The following is a 19921-nucleotide window of genomic DNA, read 5'->3' on the forward strand; positions in this document are numbered from 1 at the left end:
GACGACCGGAGGAATCACATGAACGCATCGAACGGGCATCGCCGGGTCGCGGTGATCGGCAGCGGCGTCGCCGGGCTGACAGCGGCCTGGGTGCTCGCGCGCTCGGCCGAGGTCACGCTCTACGAAGCGCAGGGCCGCCTGGGCGGGCACGCCGATACGCACCGCGTGGTCGCGGGCAACGGGGAAACCCTCGGCGTTGACACCGGGTTCATCGTGCACAACGACCGCACGTACCCGACGTTGCAGCGGCTGTTCGGGGAACTCGATATCGCCACCGGCGAGACCGATATGAGCATGTCGGTGCGCTGTGACGGCTGCGGGCTCGAATACGCGGGCGCGCGCGGGTTGCCGGGGCTGTTCCCGCGTCCCGGGCAGCTGGTCCGGGGACGGTATCTGCGGCTGCTCGCCGAGGTGCCGCGGTTCCACCGCCTGGCCCGCGCCGAACTCGCCACGGTCGGGACGGCGGAACGCACGGTGGCCGAATTCCTGGCCGACGCCGGATTCTCCGCCTACTTCCGCACCCACTTCCTGGCGCCGCTCATCTCGGCGGTCTGGTCCTGCGATCCGCGCACCGCGCTGCGCTATCCGGCCCGCTACCTGTTCACCTTCCTCGAACACCACGGCATGCTGACGGTGTTCGGCTCACCCACCTGGCGCACGGTCACCGGAGGATCGGCGACCTACGTAGCGGCGGTCGCCGAACGCCTGCACCGTGTCCAGGTCGCGACCCCGGTCCGGGCGCTGCACCGGCATCTTGACGGGGTCACCGTCCGCACCGCCGACGACGGCGTCGACGACTTCGCCGCCGCGGTGGTCGCGACCCATCCGAACGAGGCGCTGGCGCTGCTGGCCGAGCCGACCGCCGCCGAACGCGACATCCTCTCGGCGATGCCCTATTCGGTGAATCACACTGTCCTGCACACCGATTCTCGCCTGCTGCCGCGCGCCGCCGGTGCTCGCGCGTCCTGGAACTACCGCCTGCCCGCCTGCGCCGCCGAACCCGACCGCGTCCTGGTCACCTACGACCTGACCAGGCTCCAGCGTCTCGACGACACCGGGGACCGCCGTTTCCTGGTGACCCTGGGCGACGGCGACCGGATCGATCCCGGCGCGGTGCTGGACACGATGACCTACCAACACCCGCTCTACACCCCGGAATCGGTGGTCGCTCGCGCCCGCGCCGGGGAACTCGGTTGCGCGCGTACGGCTTTCGCGGGCGCCTACCACGGGTGGGGATTCCACGAGGACGGCGCGCTGTCGGGACTGCGCGCCGCCGAGCGACTGGGCGGACGCTGGACGGGACCGATGCCCGACCTGGTGGCGGCCTCATGACCGCTCGTCTGATCCGCACCGACATCCGGCACACCCGGCTGGCGCCGATCCGGCACGCCTTCGGCTATCGCGGGCACAGCTGGCTGGTCGATCTGGACCGGCTGCCCCGGTTCCCCTGGTGGCTGCGGCCGTTCGCGGGCTTCGACGCGGGTGACCACCTGGGCGAACGCGGCGGCTCGCTGCGGGCCGCCGTCGACGGGTACCTGGCGACCCAGGGCATCGACCTGCGGGGTGGGCGGGTGCTCATGCTGGCCGGCGCGCGGGCCTTCGGGTACGTCTTCGATCCGCTGACGCTGTACTGGTGCCGCGACCGCGCCGGCGCGCCGGTCTGCGTGATCGCCGAGGTCCGCAACACCTACGGAGGCGCGCATCGCTACCTGCTGCGGCCCGATGGCGACGGTCGCGCGCGGGTCGGCAAGGAGTTCTACGTCTCGCCGTTCAACCCGGTGGCGGGCGAGTACCGGCTGCGCGTGCCCGAGCCGGAGGCCACGCTGCGGGTGTCGATCACGCTGGTGACCGACCGGCCGATCTTCGTCGCCACCATGGCTGGCCGATGCGTGCCCGCCACCACCGGCGCGATCGTGCGCGCCGTGCTGACCGATCCTATTCCGCCACTGCTCGTGGCCGCGCGTATCCGGTGGCAGGGCGTGCTGCTCTGGGCCAGGGGACTGCCGGTCGTGCCGCGTCCGGTGGCCGTGCCCGAGGAGGCGCTGCGATGACAACCGTGGACACCACCGCGAATCCCGTTGTGCCGGAGCGGGACCGGTGGCCGGACCTGGCCGTGCCGCGCGGCCTGCGGGCGGGTGTGTCGGCGATGGCCGTCGACGTGCTGGTCCGCCGCCTGACCCGGCGCTTGCCGCTGGCGGTGCGCTATCCCGACGGCACCGTCGCCGGCTCGCCCGCCGGAGTGCCGTGCCTGGTCCTGCACCGGCCCGGCGACTTCGCCGCCCGGGTCGGCGCCGCCGGGCTCATCGGCTTCGGTGAGTCGTACATGGCCGGTGACTGGGACGCGCCCGATCTCGTCGGCGTGCTGACCGTGCTCGCGGCCCACGTCGACGAGCTGGTGCCGCGTCCGCTGGCCCGGTTGCGCCGTCTCTACGTCGCGGGACATCCCGCCGCCGAACGCAATTCCGAGGACAACACGCGCGGCAACATCGCCCGGCACTACGACCTGTCCAACGACTTCTTCGGGCTGTTCCTCGACGAGACCATGACCTATTCGGCCGCGTTGTTCACCGATCCGGCCGATGATCTCGCCACCGCCCAGCGCGCCAAGATCGACCGGCTGCTCGACCGCGCGGGCGTGCGATCCGGCACCCGGCTGCTCGAAATCGGCACCGGCTGGGGCGAACTCGCCGTCCGGGCAGCCGCGCGTGGCGCGCGGGTGCACACCGTGACGCTGTCGTCCGAACAGCAGGCGGCGGCCCTGGCGCGGGTGGCGGCGGCGGGACTGGCGGAGCGCGTGCGGGTGGACCTGCTCGACTACCGCCGGGTGCGCGGCACCTACGACGCCGTCGTCTCGGTGGAGATGATCGAGGCGGTCGGCTACGAGTACCTCGACACGTATTTCGCGACCATCGGCCGGGTGCTCGCGCCGGGCGGGCGGGCCGCGATCCAGGCCATCACCATGCCGCACGAGCGCATGCTGGCCACCCGGCACACCTATACCTGGATCCAGAAATACATCTTCCCCGGCGGGTTCCTGCCCTCGGTGCGGGCGATCGAGGAATCCGTCGCGCGCGGTACGGATCTGCGCGTGCGCGAGGAGTTCTCGATGGGTCCGCAGTACGCGCGCACCCTGCGTGCCTGGCGGGAACGGTTCGAGGACGCGCGGGCGGAGATCGGCGCGCTCGGGTTCGACGAGACGTTCGTGCGGATGTGGCGGCTGTATCTGGCGTACTCGGAGGCGGGTTTCCGGTCCGGCTACCTCGATGTCGGGCAGTTCGTTCTCGCGCGGGCGTGAGTCCGGCTCAGCGGCCGAGCAGGTGGCGCAGGGTCTGTTCGAGGTCGGGGCCGCGGAAGGTGTGACCAGCCTCGGACAACCGCGCCGGGGACACGCGCTGGCTCGCCTCGGCCAGCTCCCGCGCGCCCTGCTTGCCCAGCAGCAGTGCCGGGCCGAACGAGGGGACCGGCAGCAGGGCGGGCCGGTGCAGGACGCGGGCCAGGACCTCGGTGTAGTCGCTGTTGCGGACCGGATCGGGGGCGACCGCGTTGACCGGGCCGGCGAGCGAATCGTCCCAGAGCGCACGGTGATAGACGTCGAGCAGGTCGTCCAGGCCGATCCAGGACAGCCACTGGGTGCCGTCCCCGATCCGGCCGCCGAGGCCCGCCGCGAACAGTGGACGCAGCAAGCGCAAGGTGCCGCCGGCGGGTGACTGGACGATGCCGGTGCGGACCTGGACCACCCGGCCGCCGGCGGCCGCGGCCGGTGCGGTCGCCGCCTCCCAGCCCGTCACCACCTCGGCGAGGAAACCGCCGCCGGGATCGGCTGTCTCGGTGAGGATCTCCTCGCCCCGGTCGTAGCCGTAGTAGCCGATGGCGGAGGCGCAGACGAACGTGCCGACGCCGCTGCGAGCCGCGGTCTCGGCCAGCGCCTTGGTCGGGGCGATCCGGCTGTCGGCGATCGCGCGGCGGTGTTGCTCGGTGAACCGGCCCGCGATCGGCGCGCCCGCCAGATGGATCACCGCGTCGACGCCGTCGAGCAGATCGGGCGCGGGATCGGCGGGGTCCCACCGGCGTTCGGTGGGATCGGACGGGGCGTGGCGCACCAGCCGGACGACATCGTGACCGCCGGTGGACAGGAACGCGCACAGCGCGGTGCCGACCATGCCGGAGGCGCCGCTGACCGCGATGGTGCGTGCGGTGAAGCCGCGCTCGGCGGCGCGCCGGTGGGCGGCGAGGTCGCCGGCGAGCTGGCGGTAGCGGTAGTCGAACATCGGGCGCAGCAGGCGGGTGGGGAGTGGGGTGTCGACGTGGTCGGCCACGCGGGTGTGCTCGTCGTCGACGGCGGTGAAGTCGTGGGTGTGCCGCCACGGCAGCAAGCGGCCGACCGGTGCGGAGGCGAGACCCTCGGTCGCGACGGCGTCGGCGAAACGGCGGGGCGGGTCGTAGGCGGCCGGATCGTGCCGCGCGACCCAGCGCAGGCCGCCCGGCAGGCCGAGGACGGCGGCGCCGCGGGCCAGATCGTCGGACTCGCTGAGGAGCCGGACCGGCTGCCAGGGCGGTGCCAGGCGGGCGAACGCACCGGGCCGGGCGAACCAGGCGAAGACCTCGTCGCGAGGTGCGGAGACAACCGTCGAACAGTCGATGCCCATAGTTCGACTGTAACCCTCCTCCCGGACAAAATGCATCGTTTATGAATCGTTTTTAGCGGTACTATAGGAGAGTGACCGCTAATGACGTGAGTAACGATGCGAAGTTCGAGCCATCGCGCGTCGATGCGCTCCTGGACCGCACAGTGCTGCCCGGATACAGCCGCCTCGGTATCGCCCTGCGCCGGCGTGCCTGGCCGGACGACGATCCACCGGCGGGCGCGATGCGGGGGCGGCGGGCGGTGATCACCGGCGCCAACAGTGGGATCGGGCTGGCCATCGCCGATGGACTGGCCGAGCTCGGCGCCTCGGTCGTGCTCGCGGTCCGGAACCCGCGGCGGGGGGCGGACGCGGCGGACGGACTGCGCGAACGGCATCCCGGCGCCGCGGTGACGGTGGTCGAATGCGATGTCGCCGAACCCGATTCGGTGCGGCGCTGTGCCGCCGCGCTCGGTGAGACACCGATCGATGTCCTCGTGCACAACGCGGGGGTGCTGTCACCGGAACGCCGGGAGACCGGCACCGGACACGAACTCACCTTCGCTACCCATGTACTGGGTCCGTTGCTGCTGACCGAGCTGGTGCGCCCGTTGCTGGCCGCGGCACGCGGTGCCAGGGTCGTGCTCATGTCGTCGGGCGGGATGTATGCCCAGCCCTTGGCGATCGAGGATCCGGAATACCGGCACGGTGAATACCGGGGCGCCGCCGCGTACGCGCGCACGAAACGGATGCAGGTCGCGCTGACCCCGCTGCTGGCCGTCGAGCTGGCCGAGGACCGGATCGGCGCGCACGCGGTGCACCCCGGGTGGGTCGACACCCCCGGCATCGCGGACGCGCTGCCCCGGTTCCGCCGAATGACCCGGCCCTTGCTGCGGACCCCGGCCGAAGGCGCCGACACGGCGGTCTGGCTCGCCGCCACCCGGAACACGCTGCCTTCCGGCCAGTTCTGGCACGATCGCCGGATCCGCCCGCTACACCTGCGGTCCGGCACCCGCTACACCGATGCCGACGCCGTCGCGCTCTGGCGTGCGTGCCGTGCGCTGATCGGGGCTCCCGGCGCGAGCTGATCGCACCGACGGAGAAGGGCGGCGGCTCCGGGAAGCCACCGCCCTTCTCCGTAACGACGATCAGCCGAAATGGCAGACGTAGTGCAGGGTTTCGACGACCTCGATGTCGAAGGCGCTGTTGCCGGGGACCGAGAACGACTCGCCGCCGCGGAAGACCTTCGGCTCGGTCTCGCCGGGGAGGGTCACCCGGGCCTCGCCCTCGATGAGCTCCATGATCTCCGGGGCGCCGGTGGTGAAAGTCAGGGTGGCGGGCAGGATCACGCCGACGGACTTCGAGGTGCCGTCAGGCAGCTCGATGTTGTGGCTGACGCACTTGCCGTCGAAATAGACGTTGGCCTTCTTGACGACGGAGACGTTCTCGAACTTCGACATGGGTCCTTCCGGGGGTGAGGGGACCCTTAGTCTACTGACGGGGCAGGGCTCACCGAGCCCTGCCCCGGCGTGGTCAGCTGCCGTAACGGGCGAGGACCGAGCTGGCTTCCTGGGAGGCGGTGCCTTCCTGGGCCAGGTGGGCCATGGCCTCGGGGATCTCGCGGCCGTGGTGGGCCATGGCCTGGGCGTAGAGGCGGCCTGCGCGGTAGGAGGAGCGGACCAGCGGGCCTGCCATCACACCGGCGAAGCCGAGCTCCTCGGCGACCTTGGAGTGCTCGACGAACTCCTCGGGCTTCACCCAGCGGTCGACCGGATGGTGGCGGGGGGAGGGGCGCAGGTACTGGGTGATGGTGAGGATGTCGCAGCCTGCTTCGTGCAGGTCGCGCATGGCCTCGGTGACCTCTTCGGGGGTCTCGCCCATGCCGAGGATGAGGTTGGACTTGGTGACCAGACCGGCCTCGCGGGCGGCGGTGATCACGGCCAGGGAGCGCTCGTAGCGGAAGGCGGGACGGATGCGCTTGAAGATGCGCGGCACCGTTTCCAGGTTGTGGGCCAGGACCTCCGGGCGCGTGGAGAAGACCTCGGCGAGCTGGTCGGGGTCGGCGTTGAAGTCGGGGATGAGCAGTTCGACGCCGGTGCCGGGGTTGAGTGCCTTGATGGCGCGCACGGTTTCGGCGTAGAGCCAGGCGCCGCCGTCGTCGAGGTCGTCGCGGGCGACGCCGGTGATGGTGGAGTAGCGCAGGCCCATGGCCTGGACGCTCTCGGCGACGCGGCGGGGCTCGTCGCGGTCGAGGGCGGCGGGTTTGCCGGTGTCGATCTGGCAGAAGTCGCAGCGGCGGGTGCACTGCTCACCGCCGATGAGGAAGGTGGCCTCGCGGTCTTCCCAGCATTCGAAGATGTTGGGGCAGCCGGCTTCCTCGCAGACCGTGTGCAGGCCTTCGCGTTTCACCAGGCCCTTGAGCTCGGTGTATTCGGGGCCCATGGTGGCGCGGGTGCGAATCCACTTGGGTTTGCGCTCGATCGGGGTCTCCGCGTTGCGCGCTTCGATGCGCAGCAGCTTGCGTCCGGCGGGGGCAGAGGCGTCTACGGAGGTCACTGGATCGACTCTACGCTCGGGGCGACGACGTTCGCGGCGGTGGTGGTGCGATCAATGTCATGCGGCCGAACGGGAATTTCGCCGTCCAAAGCGGCAACGATCGCGGTCGCGACGAGGGGCTTGATCTCGGCGACCGTGACTTCGCGGCCGAGCTCGCGGGTCAGCGTGGTGACACCGGCGTCCTTGATGCCGCAGGGCACGATCGCCTGGAAGCCGTCGAGGGCGGAGTTGCAGTTCAGGGAGATGCCGTGCATGGCGACGCCGCGCTGCACGCGCACGCCGATCGCGGCGATCTTGCGTTCGGCGAACCACTCGGTGGCGGGCAGCCACACGCCCGAACGGCCCTCGACGCGGCCGCACTCGATCCCGAGGCCGGAGACCACCTGGATCAGGGCCTCCTCCAGCCGGCGCACGTACTGCACGACGTCGACGGGCTCGGCCAGGCGGATGATCGGGTAGCCAACGAGCTGGCCCGGACCGTGCCAGGTGATCTTGCCGCCGCGGTCGACCTGCACCACCGGGCTGCCGTCGATCGGCAGGTCCTCGGTCTCGGTCCGGCGGCCCGCGGTGTAGACCGACGGATGCTCGAGCAGCAGCAGCTTGTCGGCACCTTCGCCTGCGGCGCGATCGTCGGCGATCTGCCGTTGCAGCTCCCAGGCGGCGTTGTATTCGATGAGTCCGAGATCCTCGACCACGATCGGGGTCGTATCGAATCGAGCGGACGCGGTGGGGCGCGTGTCGTTCACCGACCTGACGTTACGCCCACCGGCCACCGAAGGTGAAGACCGGTCGGGACGTGCGGGTCGACCGGTCAGACGTCGAGCGCGAAGGTGCGCTGCATCAGCGTCAGGTCCATCCAGCGGCCGAACTTGTGGCCGACTTCGGGCAGCTCGCCGACGGTGCGGAAGCCGAAGCGCTCGTGCAGGGCGATGGAACCGGTGTTGCTCGATTCGATGGCGGCGATCATGGCGTGCACCCGGCCGGAATCGATGGCGCGGGCGATGAGTTCGGTGAGCAGCGCGCTGGCGACGCCGCGTCGCTGGAAGCGCTCGTCGACGTAGACGGAGTTCTCGACCGAGAAGCGGTAGCCGGTCTTCGGCCGCCACTGGCCGTAGGAGGCGTAACCGGCGACCTCGCCGTCGATCTCGGCGATCAGGATCGGCATGCCCGCGGCGGTGCGGTCGGCGAACCAGGAGAGGCGGTCGTCGAGGTCGACCTCGTCGGTGTCCCAGATCGCCGTCGACTCGGCGATATTGGTGTTGTGGATCGCGAGAACGGCGGGCAGGTCGGCCTTGTCGGCGTCGCGGATGAACATCAGTGGGCTCCGGGGCGGCCGACGGTGGCGGCGAGGGCGGCGCCGATCGTCGGGTGCTGGAAGGTGTAACCGGCCTGTTCCAGCGCGGCCGGGATGGCGCGCGGGCCGCGCAGGATCGCCTCGTCGGCGAGCTCGCCGACCAGGGCGCGCAGGGCGAAACCGGGGACGATGAACGGGGTGGGGCGGTGCACGGCGCGGCCAAGTGCCCGGTTGAATTCCGCGTTGGTGACCGGGGCGGGGCCGGCGGAGTTGATCGGGCCCGAGATCTCGGGGTGGGTGAGCGCGAAGATGATGGCGCCGACCTCGTCGTCGAGGGAGATCCACGGCGTGTACTGGCGGCCGCTGCCGAAGCGTCCGCCCAGACCCAGCCAGTACAGCGGGTGCAGCATGCTCAGCATGCCGCCGTTGCGAGCCAGCACCACGGCGCTGCGCACCAGGACCGTGCGCACGCCCGCGGCTGTGGCCGGTTCCGTGGCGGCTTCCCAGTCACGGCAGAGGGTCGCGAGGAAACCGGTTCCGGCGGGGGCGGTCTCGTCGACGACCGTGTCACCGGTGTCGCCGCCGTAGTAGTGCACGCCGCTGGCGTTGACCAGCGTCGGCACTCCCGCGGCGGCGACCGCCGTGGCCAGTACGTCGGTGGGGGTGATGCGGCTGTCGCGCAGCAACTGCTTGTAGCCGCCGTTCCAGCGGCGCTCGCCGATGCTCGCGCCGCACAGATTCACCGCCGCGTCGGCCCCGCGCAACGCCCGCTCGTCGAGCTGGGCGCGCACGGGATCCCACGCGAATTCGTCCGGCCCGCCCGGGGCGCGGCGCACCAATCGCGACACCTCGTGCCCGTCGCGGCGCAGAGCCGCGACGAGCGCTGTCCCGATCAGCCCGGACGAACCGGCGATCACCACCTTCATAACTGTCGAATTCCTCGACTACAGACCCAGATCGGCCTCGAACGCCGCCTCTTCCAACCGGTGCTTGATGGTGGTGAGGAAGCGACCGGCGTCGGCGCCGTCGATGAGACGGTGATCGTAGGTCAGCGGCAGGTACACCATCGAGCGGACACCGATGGACTCGCCACCGGTCTCGTCGGTCACCACCACCGGGCGCTTGACGATCGCGCCGGTGCCGAGCATGCCCGCCTGCGGCGGAAGCAGGATCGGGGTGTCGAACAGCGCGCCCTCGCTGCCGATGTTGGTGATGGTGAAGGTGCCACCGGCCAGCTCGTCCGGCTTCAGGCCACCGGTGCGGGCGCGGTTGGCGATGTCGGCGATCGCGCGGGCCAGCCCGGCCAGCGACAGGTCGCTGGCGTTGTGGATGACCGGCGAGAGCAGACCCTGCTCGGTGTCGACCGCGATCCCCAGGTGCACCGACGCGTGGTAGGTGATCTCCTTGGTGTCCTCGTTGTAGGAGGCGTTCACGTTCGGGTGCACACCGAGCGCCTCGACGACGGCCTTCGCGAAGAACGGCAGGTACGTCAGGTTGACGCCCTCACGGTTCTTGAACGAGGCCTTCGCGAGCTGACGCAGATGCGCGATCTTGGTGACGTCGGCCTCGTGGACCTGGGTCAGCTGCGCGGTGGTCTGCAGCGATTCGCGCGTTTTGGTCGCGGTGATCTGCCGGATCCGGTTGGCCTTCTGCGTGGTGCCGACCAGACCGGCCAGCTTCGGCGCGGCGGCCTGCTTGGCGGCGGGGGCGGGCGCGGCAGCGGCGGCCGGAGCCGGGGCGGCGGGCGCCTTTTTGGCCTCGGCGGCGGCGAGCACGTCCTGCTTGCGAATGCGCCCGCCCACACCGGAACCGGTGAGGGTCGACAGGTCGACGTTGTTCTCGTCGGCCAGCTTGCGGACCAGCGGGGTCACATACGGGGAGCTGCCGTTGCCGGAGGACGCCGGAGCAGCGGCCTTCGCCGGAGCAGGCGCGGGGGCCGGTGCCGGAGCGGGGGCCGGAGCCGCGGCGGCGGGCGCGGGAGCCGGGGCAGGCGCGGGGGCCGGTTCCGGTTTCGGAGCCGGCGCCGGAGCCGGAGCCGGAGCGGCGGCGGGCGCACCGCTGCCGATCACACCCAGCTGACCACCGACGGCGATGACGTCGTCTTCCTGCGCGGAGATTTCGAGCAGCGTGCCCGCGACGGGCGAGGGGATCTCGGTGTCGACCTTGTCGGTGGACACCTCGAGCAGCGGCTCGTCGACCGCGACGGTGTCACCGACGGCCTTCAGCCACCGGGTCACGGTGCCTTCGGTCACCGACTCGCCCAGCTCGGGCATCTTGACGGGCGTGCCGGACGAAGCGGCGGGCGCGGCGGCCGCAGCGGGCTCGGGGGCGGCGGCCGGAGCCTGCGCCGCGGGGGCGGGCTCGGGGGCCGGAGCGGGCTCGGGCGCGGGTTCGGCAGGTGCGGCAGCAGGCGCGGGAGCGGCGGCGGGGGCTTCGCCGGCTTCGCTGATCACGCCGAGCTCACCGCCGACCTCGACGATGTCGTCTTCCTGAGCGACGATCTTCGACAGCACACCGGCAGTGGGCGACGGGATCTCGGTGTCGACTTTGTCGGTGGAGACTTCGAGCAGCGGTTCGTCGACCTCGACCGTGTCTCCTTCCTGCTTCAGCCACCTGGTCACCGTTCCCTCGGTGACGCTCTCACCAAGAGCCGGCATCTGGACGGAGAAGGCCATGTCCTCTGTCTCCTCTGATCTGACTGTTAGACGGGTAATACAACAGTGCTTCGACCCCGGCAGACGCGCGTCGCGGGTCGCGGCGTACGTCCACCCCACCGCAACACAGCGAGGCGTCCGGGAATCGTCGGTTTCTTGTTCCGGCAACCATCCTTGCACTCGCTCGCCGCCGACGTAGCGCAGGGCGGCAATCCGGGCAGAGCTGGCACCATGGAATGTACGGCGGTGAGCTGATTTCCGTCGCGACGCAGGAGGTTGTTACCGGTGGGTTTGCTGGATCGTTTCCGTGGTGCGCGCGGCAGGAGCAGGACAGTCGCCCGTGACAGCGCGTCGGAGATCGCCGCGCTGGCCGAATGGGCGGCGTCGCGTCGCGGCGTCGAAGCGTTCGTCGAACCGAAAACCACTGTGACCGATGTCACAGCGGTTTTGGTGGCCGCGGACGGTGAATGGACCCGCCGCATCGTCGGTGAACGCGGCGCGCGGCGGCTGGCCGGTGCGCTGAAGATCCCGGTCTACGACGTCAACCGCACGGGCTATCCGCAGCGCATGCGCGACTACGATGCCCGCCGCCGCATCGAGCAGCGGCGGGCCCGCGAACAGGAGCAGTGACTACTCCGCCCCGATCTCCTCGATCACCGTGATCAGGGTGCGCACCGGAACGCCGGTGCCGCCCTTGCCGATGTAGCCGAACGGTCCGCCGGTGTTGTAGGCCGGACCTGCGACGTCGAGGTGCGCCCACTGCACGCCCTCGGGCACGAACTCCTTGAGGAACAGTGCGGCCGAGAGCATTCCGCCCCACCGGTGCGGTGCGACATTGGCCAGGTCGGCGACCTTGGAGTTGAGGTCGGTGCGCAGCTCGGCGGGCAGCGGCATCGCCCAGCCGTTCTCGCCGACCGCGCGCGAGACCGCCGCGACGCGATCGCGGAATTCGTCGGTGCCCATCACGCCGGGGGTGCGGGTGCCGAGTGCGACCATCTGCGCGCCGGTGAGGGTGGCGACATCGATCAGGTAGTCGGGCTCGTCCTCGGCTGCGCGCACGATCGCGTCGGCCAGGATGAGGCGGCCCTCGGCGTCGGTGTTGAGCACCTCGACGGTGGTGCCGCCGTACTGGGTGAGCACGTCGCCGGGACGCTGCGCGGTTGCCGACGGCATGTTCTCGGCCATCGGGACGGTCGCGGTGACGGTGACCGGCAGGCCGAGGCGGGCGGCCAGCAGGGTGGTCGCGATCACCGCCGCGGCGCCCGCCATGTCGGAGGTCATGTTCTCCATGTTGGCCGCGGGCTTGATCGAGATGCCGCCGGTGTCGAAGGTGATGCCCTTGCCGACGAGCGCGATCTTCTTCGGGCCGCCCGCGTAGGTGATGCGCACCAGCCGCGGCGGGCGCGAGGATCCCTGGCCGACGCCGACGATGCCGCCGTAACCGCCTGCGGCGAGGGCGTCTTCGTCGAGTACCTCGACCTCGAGGCCCGCGGCCTCGGCGAGCACGCGGGCCCGCTCGGCGAATTCGGCCGGGTACAGCGCGCTCGGCGGAGTGTTGACGAAATCGCGTGCGGTGGCGACGGCCTCGGCGACCAGCTGCGCCCGCAGCAGTTCCAGCACGCCGAATTCCGGCGCGGGCACCAGCAACTCGACGCGCAGCACCGGCTGCTCGTCCGGCTTCGGCGCGCTCTTGGGGGACTTGAAGGTGGTGAAGGTGTAGGCGCCGAGGTAGAAGCCCTCGGCCGCGGCGGCCAGATCGACGCCGGAGAGCGTGGTCGCCACCAGTTCGGTGCCGCTGAGCGCGCGCCCGGCGACTCCGGCGCTGCGGCGCACCTGCTCGGCATCGATCTTCTCGGCCGCGCCGAGGCCGACCGCGAGCACGCTGGTCACGTCGGCCAGCGCCGCCGGTGCGGGCACCCTGGTCAGTTCCTCGGGCTTGCCCTTGGCGCCGACCGCGCCGAGGGCATCCAGCAGTTCGGCTCGAACCTCGGCGGTGAGCACGTCGCCGAACAGGTCGGCGGGAACGATGGCCGGTCCGTTCTCCGAGGACGTCAATCCGATCACCAGCACATCGGTGTCCGGGCTGATGGTTTCGATGCGCGCCAATTCCGGTCCGAGTGAACGATCTGCAACAGCTGTCATCGCCCCAGATTATTCGGTCGCTCTTCGGTGCCGCATCGCGACGCCGTCGAGCAGCAGCCCGACGCCGGCGGTGAGCAGCTCGTCGAAGTTCAGGTCGGGGCCGTGCGGCTCGGCCGCGAACATCCGGTGCAGGACCGGGCGGGCGTGCGGGTCGAGGAGTTCGGCGAGCTCGGCGCGCACCGGATCGGTGGTCGCGATCGCCGCCGCGCCGAAGCTCTCGCCGCGATCGGTGCTCCACATCAGCGCCAGTCCCTGGACCATGCCGGAGTAGGCCAGGTAGATCGTGAGCATCTCGGCGCTGGTCAGGTCGAGTTCGTCGAGCGCGGCGAAGGCGCGTTCCAGCGAGTCGAGCAGGGTGGGGCCCAGCGGGGGCCGGGTGCGGGCGAGCACGGTGAGTATCCAAGGATGCCGTCGGTAGAGCCGCCATTCCTCGTCGGCCTCGGTCGCCAGGGTCGCGCGCCAGTGCGGGGCGGGTGGTGGGGCCGGTGTCTCGGCGAGTGCCAGTTCCGTCATCGCCGCCAGCAGCGCATCGCGGTCGGGAAAGTGCCGGTACAGCGCGGCGGTCGCGACACCGAGTTCGCGGGCCAGGCGGCGCATGGTGAGGCCGTCGAGTCCGTCCCGGTCGGCGACCTCGATCGCGGTCGCGGCGATGTGCACCGGGGTCAGCCGCGTGGGTCGCGCACGGCGCACCGGTGGGCGGCGGTCCCGCCGCGCCCGATAGGCCCGGCCCTGGCACGAGCGCGAGCAATAGCGGCGCGCACGTCCGCGTTCGGCCTGTTCCACCTCGCGTCCACAGTGCACGCACAGCGTCGATTTCCGCACACCAACCAGTGTGACGAAATCCTCGCCCCGGTGCTGTCCCGCTTCTAGATTGGCGGCTACGAACGCTGTTCACGCAGGAGGAGACACCGATGAAACCGCACGTCAGACAGGCCGGACCCGACGAGCTCGCCGCGGTGACCGACGCCTTCGTCGCCGCGAGCCTGGACGAGGTCGTCTCGGCGTGGATCCGGGCAGGTGACCCGGTGGTCGACGAGGCCTACCGCACCATCTTCGGGCCCCAGTTCGTCGCCAAGGCCATGGCCGCGGACGAGGTGTGGGTGGCCGGCGACGGCGAGGACATCTGGGCGGTGTCGCTGTGGCAGACGGTCACTTCCGCCGACCGCCTCGCCGCCGAGGCCGCCGAAGCGAATGAGCTGCTCGCCGCGGCGCCCGAGGTGGTGTCGTTCCAGCGGATGGCTGCGGTCTCGAGCCTGGTCGCCGCCGCCCATCCGCGCGAATTCCCGCACCGCTACCTGCACGTCATCGTCACGGTGCCCGAACATCGCGGCAAGGGCGCCGGCGGTGCCATCCTCGCCGACCGGCTCGCGGCCTTCGCCGACGCGGGCGAGACGGCGTTCCTGGAAGCCAGCACCCAACGGTCGTCGCGGCTCTACGCCCGCAACGGTTTCGCGCACGAGGGCGAGGCGATCGAACTACCGGACGACGGGCCGACCCTGCTGCCCATGTGGTTCCGCGGCTGACCCGCACCGCGTGACGCGCGGTCGTCGGCAAATCCCGGTGGCCGCGCGCCACGGGCGCTGATCCGATAGCGCGCCCCGAGTGGCAATCTCGTGGTGAATACTGGCAAACACTGGACAACACTGGAACGGCTGAATACGCTCACGCTCGTGACGGACTCGGCCGAGGAGCTGGAGGCGCGCATCGCCGACCTCAGGGCCGAGGTGCGCCGCGCCGCCGCGTCCGGTGACCGTGCCACCGCCCGGCAGTTGCGCGCGCAACTGCGCAAGACCGAATCCGCCTGGGACGCGGTCGTACTCGGATCCATCCCGGAGGCGCCCGCCGCCCTGGACCGCGCCGACGCGCCCGCTGTTCCGGTGCGCGAGCATGTGCACCGCGCGCTGACGCTGCTGTCGGTGCCGTCCGCACCCAAACTCGTACTGGCCGTGCACGATGCCTGCTTCTCCGGCGAACTCCTGCCCGCCCGGCTGACCAGCCTGCGCCGCGACGAGGAACGCTCGTTCCGCTCGGCGCCCTACGCGCGCCCGTACTACATCTGCGCGGCGCTCACCACGGACCTGCTGTCTCCGGCGCGCGGGGTGATGGCCGTGAGTTCGTGGCCGCTGGAGCGCCGGATGGTCGGTCCGCTGAGTCCGCGCGTCGACCTGCTGACCTCGGCGATCCGCCTGGCCGAACATCTTTCGGCGCAGCCTGCCGTGGCGCGGCCGGGTCTGCGCGTACTGTGGCGGCTCGCCGTGTCGATTCCGGGCGTGGCAGGCGCGCCGGACGCACTCGATCCGGCGACGGTGATCGAGGCCGCCCGGCGGGAACTGGCGGTCCACGAAGACGAGGACGCGCGGCAGCGCAGAGCGGCCGCGCGTCGGGCGGGGGAGCAGCTGGCCGATCCGGCCGCACAACTATTCGGTGTTCGGCTCGGGGTGGCCGACCGGCGACGAATCGAGGTGAAATGAGCACTCTCGCAGCACAGTTGGACCAGTTGCGCGGCGCAGCGCCCGCGACGAGGCACAATGCCCGCACCATCGCCGCGCTGACGGCCAATCCCGGATGCGCCCGGCGCGCCCTGCTCGACGCGGCCGCGGTGGACAAGACCGTGATCGCCCAATCGCTCGGTTTCCCACCACAGTTCGGTCAGTCCCAGTTCGCCATCACCCGCGGCAATGCCTTCGAATCGATGGTGAAGGCCAACGGCTGCGCCGAACTGCTGGCCCTGCTGCGCGACGCCCTCGGCCTCACGATCCCCGAAGTCGCCTATCACGACCTGAATTCGGTCGGCGAGAACACCGGCAACGCGGTGCGCTACCAGCGCACCAGGCAGCTGCTGAAGTCGGCGATCGCCGCGGGTGACGGCACCCTGTTCGACCATCCGATGCTGCGGCTCGACATCGCGGGCGCGACCGCCTATCTGGAACCGGACGTGGTCGCCGTGCAGCTCGACGGCAAGTTCCATGTGGTCGAGATCAAGGCGTTCCCGGTGATCGACGGGCAGGCCGATCCGGCGCAGGTCGCGGCCGCCGCGCGCCAGTCCGCGGTGTACGTGATCGCGTTGCGCGAGTTGATGACCGAGATCGGCGAGTCACCGGAGCTGGTGTCGCACAACACGATCCTGGTGTGCGCGAAGGACTTCACCAACCGGCCGACCGCCACGCTGGTCGACCTGCGCAAGCAGCTCGCCGTCGTCTCCCGGCAGCTGACCAGGCTCACCGCCATCCCCGAGCTGCTCGAGCAGCTCCCGCCCGAGGCCACCTTCGCACCGGGCGAGGATCTGGAGAAGACGATCGCCGCCATCCCGTCCCGGTACGCGCCGGAGTGCATGTCGAGCTGCGAGCTCGCCTTTGCCTGCCGCGACGAGGCCAGGACCTGCGGTTCGGTGGACGCGCTAGGCCGCGGCGTGTGCGACGAGGTCGGCGGCATCGACAACATCCACACGGTGCTCGGCCTGGCCGACGGGACCCTGGAGCCCGGGCCCGAGCACGCCGACATCACCGCCATGCTGCGCACCGCGCACCGGTTGCGGCTGGAGATCGCGGGATGAGTGTGTTGTCGGCCCTCGCCAAGGCCGAGGCGGTTCGGTCGGGCCGCGCGCAGCCCACCGCGGCGGTGCGGCATCTGCATCTCGCCGATCGGCCGCTGGTCGCGGTCCCGCTGCGGCTGGCCGGTGAGGCGGCCGCGCCGCTGGCGATCATGATCGGCACCTCGCCCGGTGACCAGAATGTGTTGATCGTGCCGCAGCCGCGCGACCGCGTGCTGCGGTTGCGGTTCATCGAGCAGCTGGCCGATGTCGTGCTGCCCTATCTGTCGTCGTTCCTGGCCGACACCGAAGAACTCACGAGCAAGGCGGGCGAGACCTACACCCGCTGCCTGGACGCGCCCCAGCTGTGGACGCCGAACCAGGGCGGGGTGACCTTTCTGAAACTGCTCGGCCGCTCGGTGCGTTTCCACCGCACCGACGGCGACAACCCGGTGCCGGAATCGATTCCGCTGCTCGGCCGCTGGCTGACCTGGTTCGGCGATCGCGCCGAACATCCCGGTTCCGCGGTGCTGCCCGCGATGACCTCGGCGCTGTCGATGCACTGGGCCTCGGGCCAATCCTCCCTGGAGGACGGCAATCTCGCCGCCCTGCTCGGCTGGATCGACCCGCCCCGCGGCCTCACCGGCGCCGAAGCCGCCGCCATCGCCGAAGACCCGTTGCAGTCACCGCCCGCGGGCCCGGCCACCGATCCCGGCTTCGACAACGAAGAGCTCGCGCCGCTGATCACCGCCTACAACGCCGCAGGGGATGACACCGCGAGATCCGTTGCCGCCGAACGACTCGAGCGTTCCCTGCGCGGCCAGCTCGAACCCACCTGGCAGCTGATGTGGCGGGCGATCGAGCTGCTGCGCGCCTTGCCGCCGGGCGCCAGCGTCGAGAACCGGTGGACCGACGACCGTGGCGCGTTCTCCTATTTCGCGGCCGAGGTGGCGGAGGGAACGCCGCAGGCTCGCCGCGATCCCGCGGTGCGCGCGGTGCGCAGGCTGCTGGAACGTGAACGGGCGCTGGAGGCGTTGCAGGCCCAGTGCGCGTTCGACGATCCGCTGCTCATGCTCGAACACCGGGTCACCGGAGCGGCCTTCCGCGGAACCGTGGTGCACAGTGAACCGGATCGCGTCGACCGATCGGGTGCGCGTCCGAAACTGCGCCCGCACATCCACATTCGCACCACCGACCCGTTCACGGCGGTCGTCGGCGAGGAACTGACCTGCGTCGAACGCCCGAAGCAGAGCGGGGTGGTGGTCGAGATCGACGGCGACAGCATCGTTCTCGAACTCTCGGGCGGCATGGGCCGCAAACTCGTCGCCGAACCGGGGAGCGTGCCCGCGGACGGCGAGAACCTCGGCTTCGCCCGGTTCAAGCCGTCGCCGTTCAACGGCCAGCTGAATCTGCCTGCCCGCGAAGACACCCCGTGGACCCACGGCGGCCCGCCGCCGGAATGGACACCGCACACCGACGACGACGGGGAGGACCTCCAGTGACCACGCCGGACGAGGCCGTCGCGGGCATCCTCACCGATCTGCGCGACGACAGCCATCGCGCGATCGTCGTCGACTCACCGCCCGGCGCGGGCAAATCCACCCTCGTGGTGCGCGCCGCCCGTCAGCTCGCCGAGGACGACGACCAGCGGATGATCGTCGCCCAGACCAACGAGCAGGTCGACGACCTCATCGACCGCCTGGCCGGCGCCGATCCCGCGCTGCGCATCGGCAGGCTCTCCAGCACCGCCTATGTGACCAGCGACCGCGTCGACCAGCACGAGAACGTCCGCGTCGCGACGAAACCCGGTGACCTCGCCGACGCGACGATCGTCATCGGGACCGCCGCCAAGTGGGCCACCATCACCGACGGCAGCTGGTCGCACGCGATCATCGACGAGGCCTACCAGATGCGCTCGGACATGCTGCTGCGCATCGCGAACCGCTTCGACCGCGGCCTGTTCGTCGGCGATCCCGGACAGCTCGACCCGTTCGCCACGGTCGAGACCGCGCGCTGGGCGGGCCTCACCTGGGATCCGACGATGAGTGCCGTCACCGTGATGCTGGCCAACAACGACAACATCCCCATCCACCGGCTCCCGGTGTCCTGGCGGCTGCCCGCGACCGCGGCCCCGGTCGTGTCGCAGGCCTTCTACCCCTTCACCGGTTTCGAGTCCGGCACCGGATTCGGTGACCGTCGAATGGATTTCACCACCCGCGGCCTGGGCGGCCCGATCGACGCGGTGCTCGAGGAGGCGGCCGCGTCGGGGTGGGGCTGGTACGAACTGCCCGCCCGGCACACCCTGCGCACCGACCGGGAGGCCGTGCACGCGATCGCCGCGATCGCCGCCCGGCTGATCGAGCGCGGCGCCACCGCGCACTCCGAGTCGGGCAGTCGTCCGGTCACCACCGACCGCGTCGCGATCGGCACCGCGCACCGCGACCAGGCCGATGCCGTGCGCACCGCGCTGCGCGGCACCGCGGCCGAGCCGGTCACCGTCGACACCGCCAACCGGCTGCAGGGCCGCGAATACGACGTCACCCTGGTGCTGCACCCGCTGTCGGGCCGCCGCGACGCCAGCGCCTTCCATCTCGAGGCCGGCCGGTTGTGCGTGCTGGCCTCGCGGCATCGGCACGCGTGCATCCTCGTCGGCCGGGCGGGGATCCCCGAATTGCTCGACGCCCACCCGTCGGCCGAGCCGGTGCACCTCGGGGTTCCGGTGAAGTTTCCCGACGGCTGGGAGGCGAACCAGGCCGTGCTGAGTCATCTGTCGAATCACCGGGTGCGCGCGGCCAACTGATTCGGGCGTACCCGCCGCTCGTGTCCGCTCGGGCTGTGGGGTGCAGCCGAGCCGCGGACGCTCCCCGAGGTCGGGCACTCCGGTACGGGTACGCTGCGAGTTTGCTTGGGGTATCGGATTTTTGGGTTCGTTCACAAAGCGCGCACCGGCGCGGTGGGTCGGCTAATCTCTGCGCGAAGACAAGCGTGCCGAATCGTCGGTTTCGCCGATAGGGCACGCAGCGGAGCGCCGGGGGCGGCTCCGGGAGCGGAAAGATTCGGTGTGAAGATCTGGCGTGGCTCAGTACTCGGGACCTCGCGGGGCGGGCGCGGTGTTCGCGGCCGG

19 protein-coding genes are annotated in these 19921 nt (G+C 71.0%); 10 read left to right on the top strand and 9 right to left on the bottom strand.

What is annotated here, in order from left to right:
* Positions 1-18: 18 nt before the first annotated feature.
* From IEY60_RS28540 to IEY60_RS28550, 3 genes are read left to right on the top strand one after another with little or no spacing between them, the layout of a single operon-like run.
* Positions 19-1332, top strand: a complete 1314-nt coding sequence (locus tag IEY60_RS28540; RefSeq protein ID WP_189033603.1) for an NAD(P)/FAD-dependent oxidoreductase — start codon at positions 19-21, stop codon at positions 1330-1332.
* A complete protein-coding gene (locus IEY60_RS28545) occupies positions 1329-2051 on the top strand; it encodes a DUF1365 domain-containing protein (protein WP_189033604.1) in 723 nt (240 codons plus the stop codon). Before IEY60_RS28540 ends, IEY60_RS28545 begins: the two co-directional genes overlap by 4 nt.
* Positions 2048-3295, top strand: a complete 1248-nt coding sequence (locus IEY60_RS28550; RefSeq protein ID WP_189033605.1) for an SAM-dependent methyltransferase — start codon at positions 2048-2050, stop codon at positions 3293-3295. Before IEY60_RS28545 ends, IEY60_RS28550 begins: the two co-directional genes overlap by 4 nt.
* Before the next feature lie 7 nt (positions 3296-3302).
* Here IEY60_RS28550 and IEY60_RS28555 read toward each other — a convergent pair whose 3' ends face one another.
* The gene (locus IEY60_RS28555) at positions 3303-4646 is read right to left on the bottom strand and encodes a TIGR01777 family oxidoreductase (RefSeq protein ID WP_189033606.1); all 1344 of its coding nucleotides are present in this window, start codon (positions 4644-4646) and stop codon (positions 3303-3305) included.
* A 71-nt stretch (positions 4647-4717) separates the two neighbouring features.
* On the opposite strand from IEY60_RS28555, the gene IEY60_RS28560 reads away from it, so the two are divergent.
* Positions 4718-5710, top strand: coding sequence for an SDR family NAD(P)-dependent oxidoreductase (locus IEY60_RS28560; RefSeq protein WP_189033607.1), 993 nt, complete (start codon positions 4718-4720; stop codon positions 5708-5710).
* Between the two features lie 60 nt (positions 5711-5770).
* Here IEY60_RS28560 and ppnP read toward each other — a convergent pair whose 3' ends face one another.
* The 6 genes from ppnP to sucB all read right to left on the bottom strand — a co-directional run bounded on the left by ppnP (position 5771) and on the right by sucB (position 11147).
* A complete protein-coding gene (ppnP, locus tag IEY60_RS28565; RefSeq protein ID WP_189033608.1) occupies positions 5771-6082 on the bottom strand; it encodes a pyrimidine/purine nucleoside phosphorylase in 312 nt (103 codons plus the stop codon).
* A 73-nt stretch (positions 6083-6155) separates the two neighbouring features.
* Positions 6156-7178 (bottom strand): lipoyl synthase, encoded by a 1023-nt coding sequence (lipA, locus tag IEY60_RS28570; RefSeq protein WP_189033609.1) that lies wholly within the window; start codon positions 7176-7178, stop codon positions 6156-6158.
* On the bottom strand, positions 7175-7924 hold the full coding sequence (gene lipB, locus IEY60_RS28575; protein WP_189033610.1) for a lipoyl(octanoyl) transferase LipB: 750 nt from the start codon (positions 7922-7924) through the stop codon (positions 7175-7177). Before lipB ends, lipA begins: the two co-directional genes overlap by 4 nt.
* A gap of 65 nt (positions 7925-7989) precedes the next feature.
* Positions 7990-8493 carry a GNAT family N-acetyltransferase gene (locus IEY60_RS28580; protein WP_189033611.1) on the bottom strand — a complete coding sequence of 168 codons (504 nt, stop codon included), beginning with the start codon at positions 8491-8493 and terminating at the stop codon, positions 7990-7992.
* Positions 8493-9398: a TIGR01777 family oxidoreductase gene (locus IEY60_RS28585; RefSeq protein WP_189033612.1), complete on the bottom strand. Its 906-nt coding sequence runs from the start codon at positions 9396-9398 to the stop codon at positions 8493-8495. Before IEY60_RS28585 ends, IEY60_RS28580 begins: the two co-directional genes overlap by 1 nt.
* Positions 9399-9416: 18 nt before the next feature.
* Positions 9417-11147: a 2-oxoglutarate dehydrogenase, E2 component, dihydrolipoamide succinyltransferase gene (gene sucB / locus IEY60_RS28590; protein WP_189033613.1), complete on the bottom strand. Its 1731-nt coding sequence runs from the start codon at positions 11145-11147 to the stop codon at positions 9417-9419.
* Positions 11148-11411: 264 nt separating this feature from the next.
* On the opposite strand from sucB, the gene IEY60_RS28595 reads away from it, so the two are divergent.
* On the top strand, positions 11412-11756 hold the full coding sequence (locus IEY60_RS28595) for an oxidoreductase (RefSeq protein WP_189033614.1): 345 nt from the start codon (positions 11412-11414) through the stop codon (positions 11754-11756).
* Here IEY60_RS28595 and IEY60_RS28600 read toward each other — a convergent pair whose 3' ends face one another.
* Both IEY60_RS28600 and IEY60_RS28605 read right to left on the bottom strand, forming a co-directional pair.
* Positions 11757-13268: a leucyl aminopeptidase gene (locus tag IEY60_RS28600; protein ID WP_189033615.1), complete on the bottom strand. Its 1512-nt coding sequence runs from the start codon at positions 13266-13268 to the stop codon at positions 11757-11759.
* Between the two features lie 9 nt (positions 13269-13277).
* Positions 13278-14090, bottom strand: coding sequence for a TetR family transcriptional regulator (locus IEY60_RS28605; protein ID WP_229740209.1), 813 nt, complete (start codon positions 14088-14090; stop codon positions 13278-13280).
* An 89-nt stretch (positions 14091-14179) separates the two neighbouring features.
* Here IEY60_RS28605 and IEY60_RS28610 point away from each other — a divergent pair, with 89 nt between their 5' ends.
* The 5 genes from IEY60_RS28610 (at position 14180) to IEY60_RS28630 (ending at position 19597) form a co-directional block, all read left to right on the top strand.
* Positions 14180-14791: a GNAT family N-acetyltransferase gene (locus IEY60_RS28610; RefSeq protein ID WP_189033616.1), complete on the top strand. Its 612-nt coding sequence runs from the start codon at positions 14180-14182 to the stop codon at positions 14789-14791.
* A gap of 147 nt (positions 14792-14938) precedes the next feature.
* Complete coding sequence (locus IEY60_RS28615) at positions 14939-15739, top strand: hypothetical protein (protein WP_189033617.1); 801 nt, start codon at positions 14939-14941, stop codon at positions 15737-15739.
* Positions 15736-16821 (top strand): hypothetical protein, encoded by a 1086-nt coding sequence (locus IEY60_RS28620; RefSeq protein WP_189033618.1) that lies wholly within the window; start codon positions 15736-15738, stop codon positions 16819-16821. Before IEY60_RS28615 ends, IEY60_RS28620 begins: the two co-directional genes overlap by 4 nt.
* Positions 16818-18299 carry a hypothetical protein gene (locus IEY60_RS28625; protein ID WP_189033619.1) on the top strand — a complete coding sequence of 494 codons (1482 nt, stop codon included), beginning with the start codon at positions 16818-16820 and terminating at the stop codon, positions 18297-18299. Before IEY60_RS28620 ends, IEY60_RS28625 begins: the two co-directional genes overlap by 4 nt.
* Positions 18296-19597 carry an AAA domain-containing protein gene (locus tag IEY60_RS28630; RefSeq protein WP_189033620.1) on the top strand — a complete coding sequence of 434 codons (1302 nt, stop codon included), beginning with the start codon at positions 18296-18298 and terminating at the stop codon, positions 19595-19597. The genes IEY60_RS28625 and IEY60_RS28630 overlap by 4 nt, the downstream gene beginning before the upstream one ends.
* Positions 19598-19921 lie beyond the last annotated feature (324 nt).

The sequence above is a fragment of the Nocardia rhizosphaerihabitans genome (assembly GCF_014646295.1).
GTDB lineage: Bacteria > Actinomycetota > Actinomycetes > Mycobacteriales > Mycobacteriaceae > Nocardia > Nocardia rhizosphaerihabitans.